Below are 12,121 nucleotides of genomic sequence, written 5' to 3'. Positions count from 1 at the left end.
TTAAAGTGTTTGTTCATTCAATTTTTCGGATGGATTTAATATGTATGTAAAGAGACTATTGTCTTTTCTCAGCTCTACAATTCTAAATCCCCTGTAACCTGTTCCCCAGTTGCCACCAATATGTGAATCAAATATAAAAGGAATACTGTCTTTCATTTTAATATCATCCATGTCATGATCATGTCCATTAAATACAGCTCTTACATTTTTATACCTTGAAAGCAATGCAAGAAACTCAGGACTATCAACCGCATTCTTTGTCTGCTTCACCGGGTTGATATGAATAAAGATGAAAATATTGCGCTGTTTTTTATGTTCTTCCAGCTTTTCAGCAAACCATTTAACATCAGGTGGCAAATAAGTTCCGGCTTCATTAGCGGTTGTTCCAATTAATATGGTATTCTTTTTAGCTGTGAAATCAATATTTACCGGCATATTCCAGATCTGCTGCCATTCATCAGCCGTACAATGATCATGATTGCCCTGGCTGACATAATACTTAACAGTAAGTTTATCCAATGCCTTCTTTGCTTCAGGGAACAATTTTTTATCATCATGAATTATATCACCATTGAAAACACAAAACTCAAATGGTTTATCAGCATGCAACTGATTTATTTTTTCTGTGAGGTTAAAAAAATCTTTTTCATACTCTGTATCCTTTTGTCCGTAATGCCCGTCCGAAGCAACGACAAAACGGAGAACAGGCTTTTTACTCAACCATTCTTCATATGAATCTGAAAGGCGTATGATTTTACCGCTGCCCAGTATCAGCAACGCAGCAGAACCTTGTTTAAGAAATTTCCGGCGAAGCATAGCAATTGTTTTACCGGCTCTAAAAGTAGGGGTTATGAACAAAAATCAGGTAGAATCTTTCCAAAATCAGGATGCTGAAATAAGGTTTGCTTGTACCTTCGCCGCAACATTTTAAGACACAAACCTGATTTATGGAATACCGAATTGAAAAAGACACGATGGGGGAAGTAAAGGTGCCGGCCGATGCGTATTATGGAGCACAGACCCAACGGAGTATCGATAATTTTAAAATTGCACAGGATATCAATAAAATGCCAAAAGAAATTATCAGGGCATTCGCTTATCTCAAAAAAGCAGCTGCATTAACTAATCTTGATGCCGGTGTTTTGCCAAAAGAAAAATCAGACCTGATCGGCAAAGCATGTGATGAAATATTGAATGGAAAACTCGATGATTCTTTCCTGTTGGTAGTATGGCAAACAGGCAGCGGCACACAAAGCAATATGAATGTAAATGAAGTGATAGCTTACCGCGGGCATGTTATGAATGGCGGAAAGCTTACTGATAAAGAAAAATTCCTGCATCCAAATGATGATGTAAACAAATCACAATCATCTAACGATACATTTCCGACAGCGATGCATATTGCAGCTTATAAAATATTACTGGAAGTAACAATACCCGGTATTGAAAAACTCAGGAATACGCTGGCAGAAAAAAGCAAGCAGTTTATGAATGTGGTGAAGATCGGCCGTACGCATTTCATGGATGCAACGCCATTGACTCTCGGCCAGGAATTCAGCGGCTATGTATCACAATTGAATCATGGGCTAAAAGCAATTAAAAATACATTGGCGCATTTGAGTGAGTTAGCATTGGGCGGTACTGCAGTAGGTACAGGAATTAATACACCACCCAACTATTCTGAGAATGTAGCAAAGCATATTGCAAATCTTACGGGGCTTCCATTTGTTACTGCCGAAAATAAATTTGAAGCATTGGCCGCTCATGATGCAATTGTAGAATCACATGGCGCATTAAAAACTGTTGCAGTAAGCCTGATGAAGATCGCCAATGATATCCGCATGTTATCAAGTGGTCCACGTAGTGGTATCGGTGAACTATTTATTCCTGATAATGAACCGGGCTCATCCATAATGCCTGGAAAAGTAAACCCTACACAATGTGAAGCTCTTTCAATGATCGCTGCACAGGTAATGGGAAATGATGTAGCCATTAATATTGGTGGCGCTACCGGCCATTTTGAATTAAATGTTTTTAAACCGGTAATGATCTATAATTTCCTGCATAGTGCAAGGTTGATCGGTGATGGCTGCGTTTCATTCAATGATAAATGTGCTGTGGGTATTGAACCAATTGAAGCTAATATTAAAAAACATGTTGATAACAGCCTGATGCTGGTTACATCATTAAATACAAAGATCGGTTATTATAAAGCTGCAGAAATTGCACAGAAGGCACATAAGGAAGGAACAACGTTGAAAGAGATGGCAGTGAAACTGGGTTATGTTACTCCTGAGCAGTTTGATGAATGGGTGGTACCGGCAAATATGGTTGGTAAGACTACGTAACTCCGTATTATTTCTATAAAGGTGAAGAGAAGAATTACGATTCTTCTCTTTTTGTTTTCCTAAACCCTTTCAGGATAAAAGTCCATGTTATAATTTAACATCCTGAATCCATCATCCTTTTAAAACCAAACCGCCCGTTATGAAAAACCCTTCTGCACAATCCAAACTGTATTTTTCGGCTTATCCCTTAAAAGCAGTTACTGACTCTTCACCCGATCCGGCTGCAGAAAATTCAGATTTACATATTACTAATAAAACAAAAGCGATCGGTCGCATACGGGTACACCCGATGACGAATCCTTATAAAAAAAATGTAAAGCCAACACCAAGAATAAAGCCATCCAACACACATGAAGATCTGAATGAGAATAAGAATGGATGGTATGGCAATTATGAATAAACCAACTTGTTTTCCGTACCGTCTATTATAAATCAAAAATCCGCCCCGTCTCCGGGGCGGTTTATTTTTATCTCCTAAAAGTACCATCGGGCTTTTCTTAATTCAAGTGTATGATACACTAAAGAGAGTTGCGAAGACATTACATTACAAGCACTACTATTTTCAGCAAAAAATCATGTAGAATGTCTATTTCGTATAAGTTTTTGTAGGCTTAATTTTAATCTCTGAATGACTGCCGAAGTCAGACGATGAGAAAATCCGTGCTTATGAAAACAACTGTACCAAAACATAGCATCTCCTTTATTTCCATTTTTATTTTTTTCACTGTCAATATGTTTTCACAAACTATTGATTTTGGAAAAAGCTATTTTAATCTTTCCAAAGGAATAAATGGAGGCACAGTAACCCCTGGTGATACACTGGAAGTAAGAGCTTCATTTATTGTAAGAGGAACGGGATTTTTTGATAGCTGTGCTTTTTTTGATATAGTACCTACAGGTACAGCCTTTATTCCTGGAAGCATATGTGTCCGCACCAATGAAGGAAAAATTTATAAACAGTTTACTGATGCACAATTTGGTGCCACACCTTACGATGAAGGATGGATCACTGGTTCTAATCTCCGCATCAATCTTGGTTTTGATCAAACCGACGCACCTTCAACTGTATATCGAAGAGGCAGGATCAGAAATACTCATAAACCTTCTTTTTATGGTAGCAGTTGTATTATGGTTGGCTCTTACCGGGTAAGAGTAACCGCAGGTTATTTAACAACCGTCAATATGGGAAATGGTTCAATAACATATAAACTTGGAACGAATCCAATTACTATAACCGGTTTCCCATCAAACCTTGTTATGGTTTATCCAAATTATGGTATCTGTCAGAATAAAATTGGAGGTAATGCATTAGGCACAGAGTTCAATGGAACATTCGGTAGCGGCCGACCAAGAAACAGGGGAACATCTGCAAACGTTCCATTCAGCTATACCTTTGCACCTTTTACCACCAATACTCCCAATGACTATTATTATGGTATTGCCAACAACACATCAACAAGAACGAACTATACAACAAGTGATGCATGGCCAAAACCTGATAACTCATCACCTTCTCACCGGGTATTTAGTGTGTGGGATATTATAGGTGATCATACCGGGGCTGCATCACCCACTGCCGGAAATCCCGCTGCCGATACGGTAGCGAATTCCAATGCAGGTTATATGCTGGTAATAAATGCCAGTTACCGGATTGACTCTGCCTTTCAACAAACAATATCCAATCTTTGTCCCAATACCTATTATGAGATTAGTTGCTGGATGCGGAATATCTGTTCCAAATGTGGATGTGACTCTAATGGTAAAGGTGCTACGAATACTTCAGGACCTCCTTTTTATATTCCTACTGGTACCGGTGACTCATCAGGTGTGAAGCCTAGTATCATCTTTGAAATTAATGGTATAGATTATTTCTCAACCGGGCAATTGAATTATAATTCTCAATGGGTGAGAAAAGCATTTACTTATTTAACAGGGCCCTCGGATACAAGTATCAATTTGAAATTTAATAATAATGCATCCGGTGGTGGTGGTAATGACTGGGCACTCGATGATATTACAGTGGCTACCTGTTCACCGAACATGGTTTACTCTCCTTCACTTACCCCAACCGTTTGCGACAGTAATACATTAACAATAAGCGATACCGTTCGTTCTTATTTTAATAATTATTCTTATTACAAATGGCAGAGAAGTACGAATGGTGGTGTTACCTGGGTGGATGTAACTCCGGCTTCCGGGCCGGCTTCGCCATATTGGAATGGATCAGCATGGGAATATGTTACAACCTACACAGTTCCTATTTCACAAACCAATATTTCGAATAATGGCGATAAGTACCGGGTAGTGGTGGCCACTACAGTTCCCAATATTTCTTCTGTCAAATGCAGTTTTACTGAGCCATCAAATATCATAACGCTGAACGTTATTGAGTGTGGTATTGTGCTAGACTTGAAACTGTTAAATTTCACAGGTTCCATAAATGAACAGGGTTATGCGATTTTGAAATGGACTGCTACCGGTGAAGAAGGCAATATCAGTTACGAAATCGAAAAAAGTACAGGCAATAATTTATTTACACCAGCAGGTATAATGAACAGCACAAGTCTAAGTCCAGGTGATATAAACAGTTACTCATGGCCCGATGCAGATAAAATAAATGAAGTGACTTTTTACCGTATAAAAATCCGAAACAGCAATGGCGGAATAAAGTATTCGAAGATCATCCGCTTGTTTGCAGGTAAAGAACCTTTTAATATTGTATCTGCATTGAATCCGTTTAATGATGAACTGACAGTAGATGTGGTAACAGATAAACCCGGTATTGTGAAGGTCAAACTCATTAATCCCAGCGGTATTGTTGTTAAGGAAAATACCTTCAACCTGCAAAAAGGAAATAATAGCTTAATAATTACAAACACTTCTTCGCTGCGGCCGGGTACTTATATAATGTATATGCAAAAAGAAGAAGAGGTAATTTTCAAGAAACTAATAAAACAATAGTTATCAGTTTTTATAAATACTAAAGCTACATCGTTTCTGATACGACTCTTTTTTAAAACAGGTTAAATGTAAGTAAGAGTTTCTTCAAGATGATTTCGTAAAAGATACTATTGATAAGATTACCTGCTCAAATCTGATCTTTTCCACTATTTCATCCAATAGTAAATACTCTTTTGCATAATGAGACTTAAACCTGTATAAGCTTCGCCGGAAAATCACCCGTCAGTTTATTACACGATTACCGGCAAGTAAACTATTAATACGATTGCCATTCATTTGGCATGATATTACATTTGATATACTGAAATCCTGTACCTATGCGATCCTCTTTATATATAAGGCTTTATAGTAAAGTTGTTTTAATCATCAGCATCAGTTTTGCTATTAATCACTGTTCCTACTGCCAGGTAGCAGATTTCAGTAAGAGTTATATTAATATCACAAAAGGCTCAAATGGCGGCACAATAGAACCTGGAAATGTACTGGAGATCCGGGCAACATTTGTAGTACGTTCAGGCAGTTTTGATAGTTGTGCTTATTATGGTATTGTGCCTGCCGGAACAGTATATGTACCTAATACGCTCAGGTTACTTACCAACGAAGGGAAACTCTATAAACAGTTTACAGATGCACTAAATGATGATGCCGGATGGATAAGTGGAACCAATATTCGTATCAACCTTGGATATAACCCATCCACTACACCAGCAACTGCTTTCAGGAGAGGGACAGTTGCTTCTTCAGACAAACCTTCTTATTATACTACTGCGTGTATTATGGTTGCTTCATTCCAGGTAACTGTAACAGCAGCATTGGGCGTCAATATCAATACAGGTGCAGGAAGTATTAGTTTCAAAAATGGAAGTAACCCCATATTCACATATACCTTTCCGCCAAACACATTGAAAGTATATTCTGATTATGGCTTAGGTACGGGTAGTATAGGACCAAATTTATTTACTACAGAAACAAATGGAACTTTTGGTGGAGGCAAGCCTCGTAACAGAATAGCATCTGCCAATGTACCATCCTCTTATTCTTACCAGGTATTCAATATTGGTTCGCCACACGATAGCTATTATGGAATTGCGAATAATACATCAACACAATTAAACTATACAACATCCGATAAATGGGCCAGGCCTGATACAAATTCGCCATCACACCGTGTATTTAGTTTATGGGATATTATAGGCGATCATACGGGAGCTGCCTCTGCTACATTGGGAAATCCGGCTGCAGATACAGTTTCAGCTTCAAATGCAGGCTACATGCTTGTCGTTAACTCAGCTTATAAAACTGATTCTGCATTCCAGGCTACTGTAAACGGCTTATGCCCTAATACTCTTTATGATGTTTCTTGTTGGTTCAGAAATATGTGCTCTAAATGCGGTTGCGATTCAAATGGAAAAGCGGCAACTAATAGCACAGGTTCTCCCTTTTACATACCAACCAGCCCCGGCGATTCATCTGGTATTGCACCCAATCTTATTTTTGAAATAAATGGTGTTGACCATTACACTACTGGCAATATGACATACACAGGCCAATGGATAAGAAAAGGATTTAGTTATGTAACGGGACCATCACAAACCAGTTTTATTTTTCGGATTTTTAATAATGCACCGGCAGGTAGCGGAAATGACTGGGCAGTTGATGATATTGTAGTTTCAGCTGTTGCGCCAAAATATTCTCCGGCTACAAATGCTTTTGTCTGCCAAAACAATGCTATCACAATTTATGATACAATACGATCTGCTGCCGGCAACTACATATATTATAAATGGCAACGAAGTATTAATGATGGCAATTCGTGGACGGATATCACAACAGCACAGGGACCTGCTTCTCCATACTGGAATGGTAGTGTGTGGGAATATGTCGCTTCACATAATATAACACCGGCGAGAACAACACCGGCTGATAGCGGTGATCTTTACAGGGTGATCGTATCGGGCATATCAGGCAATCTTTCCAGTGCTACATGTAGCTATACTGATACGACTAATATTACATTGAATGTAACTGATTGTCATATCCCTTTGGAAATAAATCTTTTGTCATTTTCCGGTTCTCTCAAAAATAATATAATCACACTTGATTGGTCAACAACAGGAGTAGATGAACCGATAAAATTTGATATTGAAAAAAGTATTAATAATTCAGCCTTCGTAGTTGCACAAACTATTGATGGTGTAAATGAAGGAGTCGATGCTGTTAATAATTACACCTGGACAGATCCGGATATTTTTACAGGAAAGGTTTATTACCGTTTAAAAATATATAACAGCAAAGGCAGAATAAAATATTCGCGGATCGTTGCATTCACAAGTTCAGATAAATCATCGGATCTTGTTTCTATCAACAACCCGTTTGGTTCTGTATTATCATTTGACATTTATTCGGACAAGAGAGGAACCTTAAATGCAAAACTGATTGATGGATCAGGTGGTCCAGTAAAAAATATTTATTTCAACGTGGCAAAGGGAATGAATTATCTGCATATTGATAATCTCTCCTTAATGCCGCCCGGCATTTATATACTCAGTCTTTATCTAAACGGAGAAATGATCAACAGAAAACTTTTAAAACAATAATTTCCCGGACCTGGCTTTTTACATTATTTGTGCTTTATCACTTACCTCGGAACTGGTAACAACGGTAGGATGTTTTTCTTCAGTAGAATGTTTTTTGAAAAAACGTTTTTGAAAAACAAGCAACGAGATAACACCCGTAGAGATAGAAGCATCTGCAATATTGAAGATCGGGCTGAAGAACTCAAAATCATTACCCCCGATCAAAGGGATCCAACTGGGGAATTTAGTATCAATGATTGGAAAGTAAAGCATATCCACCACACGGCCATGCAGAAATCCTGCATAACCATCAGCAGGGAAAATTTTTGCCACGTGAGAGTAAGAACTTTCTTCGAATATCATTCCGTAAAACATACTGTCGATAAGATTACCCAATGCACCTGCATAGATCAACGCGGCGCAAACAATAAATCCTTTTGTGTATTGCTGTTTTACAATACGGCCGAGATACCATGTACCAAAAATTACAGCAGCAAGCCGAAACAGGGTCAGGATCATTTTACCCCACTCACCACCAAACTCCCATCCCCATGCCATGCCTTTATTTTCAATAAAGTAAAGCTGAAACCATTTTACGCCGGTAACCTCCGTATCTCCAAAATGAAAATTTGTTTTTATCCAAATCTTCAGGGCCTGGTCAGCCAGGATTATTAATGTTATTATGATTATGGGAGTTCTGAGTTTCATAATTGAGCAGCAAATATAGGGTAAGTCAATAAGTCATATATGTCAAATCAGTCATAAATGTTTACTCCTGGAAATAAACCCTTTTCACTCTTTCTGAAACTCCTGTCATGATTTCGTAGGGTATCGTTCCGGCCCATATGGCCAATTGTTCTACCGAAAGCTCTTTTCCGAAAATGATCACTTCATCTCCTTCTTTTGCGTCCTTGATATCCGTTACATCCAGCATTACCATATCCATACAAACGGTACCGATCACCGATGCGAGTCTTCCTTTCACCATCATCTTTCCGGTACCATTGCCCAATCGCCTCGGATAACCATCTGCATAACCAATGCGTACAGTAGCAATTGTTGATTCCTTATCAATTTTCCCTTTACGGTTATAACTAACCGATTCACCGGGTTTCAGTTTTTTTATTTGTGCAATTGTAGCCTTTAACGTTGCAACCGGTTGAAGGTTTAGTTTTTTAATGCCTGAACTATCCACGCCGTATAAACCAATGCCCGGTCTTACCAGATCATAATGCAATTGCGGATGGCGAACGATGGCCGCAGAGTTTGCAATATGCTTTAAAAAACTATAGCCCAATTTTTTTTCCAACTGGTTTGCAGCCAAAATGAATTTCTCATTCTGTAGTAAAGTATAATCATCCTGCACGGCTTCTTCGGCTGCAGCAAGATGCGAGAATACGGATTGAACTTTAAATGAATTCGTATTCGAAAGATAAATTCCCAGTTCATCAATTTCTTCAACTCCAAAGCCTAACCGATTCATCCCGGTCTCTATTTCAAGATGTATAGGATATTGCTGTAATGCCTCACTTCGCAGGTAGCTATCAAATTTTTTCAACAGGTCAAATGAAAAAATTTCCGGTTCAAGATTATTTTCTATCAATACATCAAAACTGGTTTCTTCAGGGTTCATTACCATTACCGGCAATTGAATACCCGCTTTACGCAGTTCCACTCCTTCATCAGCATAGGCAACACCTAAATAATCTGCACCATGATACTGCAATACACCGGCGATCTCAGCACCACCACTTCCATAAGCAAATGCTTTTACCATTGCCATCACCTTCACCCCCGGTTTTAAAAACTTTCGGTATTCTTTCAGGTTATGAACGATGGAATCAATATTTATTTCAAGTCTTGTCTGATGTACTTTTTGTGATAAAAGTTGAGTGATTTGTTCAAATTCAAATTTTCTTGCGCCTTTTACAAGAATAGTTTCATCCTTAAATAAAGATGAACGGAACTGCTGCAAAAAAGATTCTGTACGTAAATAATAATCCTGCCGGATAGATGAGCCATCCAGCAACACTGCAAGATGATGACTGATCTTTCCACCAACACCGATCAGGCGATTGATATTATGTTGGAGCAGCAAATGAGCTATTTGTTCATATAAAATTTTATCCTCGGTTCCTGATTGCAGGAAGTCTGATAATATAACCGTTTTATTTCCTTTGCCGGATTGCTGCTGTAAAAAACCGAGTGCAATATGCAGGGAGCTTATATCAGCGCTATAGCTATCGTTGATAACAATACAATTATTAATTCCTTTCTTCATTTCCAGCCGCATATTTACCGGCTGCAACATCAGCATTCGTTCAGCAATGACTAAGGGTTTTATTCCTAAATGCAACATCACACAGCAACAGGTAATTGCATTTTCTACTGAGGCATCGTCAGTGAAAGGAATTGAAATGGTAAGTTGTGTCCCGATGGCTATCGGGATGTGAGTAGTGAGCTGAATCTTTGTTTGCAGATTTCCTTTATTTATTCCTACAACCTGAACTTGATTAGTTGATTGATTTCCCCATGTAAATATTTGTTTACCCGTACCTGAAAAAGCTTTAACTATTTCTTCATTGTCTCCATTTAAAATAATTAACTCACAATTTCTAAATAATTTAATTTTTTCTTCCAGCTTTTGCTTTTTATCTGCAAACCCTTCACTATGTGCTTCGCCGATATTAGTTAGAATTCCGATTGTGGGTTGAATAATTGCTTCCAGCTTTTCCATTTCATCCGGCAATGAAATACCAGCTTCAAAAATTGCCAGCTGATGTTTCTCATTTATTTGCCATATACTAAGCGGCACACCTACCTGTGAGTTGAAACTTCTTGGACTGCGAACAATGTTATAATCCATGTACAGCAACTGGTAGAGCCAATCTTTTACAATTGTTTTACCATTGCTGCCCGTTATTCCGATTGTTGGTATTGAAAATTGTCTACGATGATGGGCAGCCAATTGCTGCATTGCAGAAACCGTATCGGTTACCTGAACAAAAGAAGCTTCAGGATAATCATTTCTGTTTATACTTTGACTTACAATAAAGTTTCTCACTCCTTTTTTATAAGCATCGGCGATAAAGCGATGCCCATCCCGGTGAGTAGCTGCTAATGCAAAAAATAAGGAAGAAGCAGGAAACACAATTTTCCGGCTATCAATCAAAAGATGATCAATGACAGCAACAGAAGGTCCGGATAATTTTCCATTGACGATTGCAGCAATATCACCAATACTGTACTTCAAGTAAAAAATTTTAGTAAATATCTTTATCTCCCACTTCAGGCGGTACCCCTTTTTTCTGCACCGACATGGAATAAAATATAGAACCAGCTAAACAAATCATCATAACACCTAAGGAAATAAATACCTGTGTGGTCTTATCTAGCCATTGATTGATCCAGTGCTCACCCAGCATTTTTAAACCAATAAATACAAGCACAATGGCAATACCTTGTTGCAGGTAATCAAATTTGGAAATAGCACCACGCAATAAAAAGAATAATGAACGAAGCCCCAGCACTGCAAAAATATTGGATGTATAAATTACCAGTTTATCTCTTGAAATACCCATTACTGCCGGAATACTATCTAACGCAAACACTAAGTCGATTGCTGCAAGCATAACTACTACTACAAACAAGGTAGTATAAAGCGGCTTGCCATTTTCCCTTACAATAAATTTCCCCTCTCCATCATGCGTGGCCAAAGGCAGGAATCTTTTCATAAAACGAAATATCCTGGTTTCATGGGGGTCAAACTCTTCATCATCAGTTGCAGTAAACATTTTATAACCGGTGAAAATCAGGAAACCACCGAACAAATAAAGTACCCAATAAAATTGGTCAACCAATGCAACGCCAACTGTAATAAAGATGACCCTAAAAACAATAGCCATCAAAATACCAATCAACAAAACCTGGCCATAATACTTTTCCTTGACAGAAAATGAAGTAAAGATGAGAATGAAAACAAAAATATTATCAATACTCAGGCTCCACTCCATTAAATAGGCGCTGAGGTATTCGAGGGCAAGCGTTTGGCCTTTGTTTATCCACATAAAAACAAAAAAGCCCAATGCAAGTCCTACCCAGAAAAATGTCTGGTATAATGCCTGTTTTATGGTAACCTTCCTTCCCCTTTTGCTTAACAAGCCTAAATCAAAAGCTAATGCAATGATCAATACAAGGCCGAAAACGAGATAGGTAAGCTGGTCTTTTGTCATTCCT

Annotated in this window: 8 protein-coding genes; 4 read left to right on the top strand and 4 right to left on the bottom strand. The window is 38.3% G+C overall.

Translation table 11 applies throughout. The features are described from left to right. Window positions 1-816: a metallophosphoesterase gene (locus E6H07_07445; GenBank protein ID TMI65734.1), complete on the bottom strand. Its 816-nt coding sequence runs from the start codon at window positions 814-816 to the stop codon at window positions 1-3. A gap of 131 nt (window positions 817-947) precedes the next feature. Here E6H07_07445 and fumC point away from each other — a divergent pair, with 131 nt between their 5' ends. The 4 genes from fumC (at window position 948) to E6H07_07425 (ending at window position 7,906) form a co-directional block, all read left to right on the top strand. Next, window positions 948-2,348, top strand: a complete 1,401-nt coding sequence (fumC, locus tag E6H07_07440) for a class II fumarate hydratase (protein TMI65733.1) — start codon at window positions 948-950, stop codon at window positions 2,346-2,348. 139 nt (window positions 2,349-2,487) lie between these two features. Next, on the top strand, window positions 2,488-2,748 hold the full coding sequence (locus E6H07_07435) for a hypothetical protein (protein ID TMI65732.1): 261 nt from the start codon (window positions 2,488-2,490) through the stop codon (window positions 2,746-2,748). A gap of 248 nt (window positions 2,749-2,996) precedes the next feature. After that, a complete protein-coding gene (locus E6H07_07430; protein ID TMI65731.1) occupies window positions 2,997-5,309 on the top strand; it encodes a T9SS type A sorting domain-containing protein in 2,313 nt (770 codons plus the stop codon). Between the two features lie 317 nt (window positions 5,310-5,626). Beyond that, on the top strand, window positions 5,627-7,906 hold the full coding sequence (locus E6H07_07425) for a hypothetical protein (GenBank protein ID TMI65730.1): 2,280 nt from the start codon (window positions 5,627-5,629) through the stop codon (window positions 7,904-7,906). 18 nt (window positions 7,907-7,924) lie between these two features. Here the strand turns inward: E6H07_07425 and E6H07_07420 are convergent, their stop codons facing one another. The 3 genes from E6H07_07420 to E6H07_07410 form a co-directional block, all read right to left on the bottom strand. Continuing rightward, window positions 7,925-8,593, bottom strand: coding sequence for a lipoprotein signal peptidase (locus tag E6H07_07420; GenBank protein ID TMI65729.1), 669 nt, complete (start codon window positions 8,591-8,593; stop codon window positions 7,925-7,927). Window positions 8,594-8,654: 61 nt separating this feature from the next. After that, window positions 8,655-11,138: a bifunctional UDP-N-acetylmuramoyl-tripeptide:D-alanyl-D-alanine ligase/alanine racemase gene (locus E6H07_07415; GenBank protein ID TMI65728.1), complete on the bottom strand. Its 2,484-nt coding sequence runs from the start codon at window positions 11,136-11,138 to the stop codon at window positions 8,655-8,657. Window positions 11,139-11,148: 10 nt separating this feature from the next. Further along, the gene (locus tag E6H07_07410; protein ID TMI65727.1) at window positions 11,149-12,117 is read right to left on the bottom strand and encodes a TerC/Alx family metal homeostasis membrane protein; all 969 of its coding nucleotides are present in this window, start codon (window positions 12,115-12,117) and stop codon (window positions 11,149-11,151) included. Window positions 12,118-12,121 lie beyond the last annotated feature (4 nt).

It is taken from the genome of Bacteroidota bacterium, assembly GCA_005882315.1.
In the GTDB taxonomy this organism is placed as follows: Bacteria; Bacteroidota; Bacteroidia; order Chitinophagales; family Chitinophagaceae; genus VBAR01.
The sequence above is the reverse complement of the archived record's forward strand: the minus strand, read 5'-3'. Positions and strand labels throughout refer to the sequence as shown.

Coding starts and splice junctions, on each gene's coding strand:
- E6H07_07420 (TMI65729.1), bottom strand. CDS start 8,593: ATGAAACTCAGAACTCCCATAATCATAATAACATTAATAATCCTGGCT.
- E6H07_07445 (TMI65734.1), bottom strand. CDS start 816: ATGCTTCGCCGGAAATTTCTTAAACAAGGTTCTGCTGCGTTGCTGATA.
- E6H07_07430 (TMI65731.1), top strand. CDS start 2,997: ATGAGAAAATCCGTGCTTATGAAAACAACTGTACCAAAACATAGCATC.
- E6H07_07410 (TMI65727.1), bottom strand. CDS start 12,117: ATGACAAAAGACCAGCTTACCTATCTCGTTTTCGGCCTTGTATTGATC.
- E6H07_07435 (TMI65732.1), top strand. CDS start 2,488: ATGAAAAACCCTTCTGCACAATCCAAACTGTATTTTTCGGCTTATCCC.
- fumC (TMI65733.1), top strand. CDS start 948: ATGGAATACCGAATTGAAAAAGACACGATGGGGGAAGTAAAGGTGCCG.
- E6H07_07425 (TMI65730.1), top strand. CDS start 5,627: ATGCGATCCTCTTTATATATAAGGCTTTATAGTAAAGTTGTTTTAATC.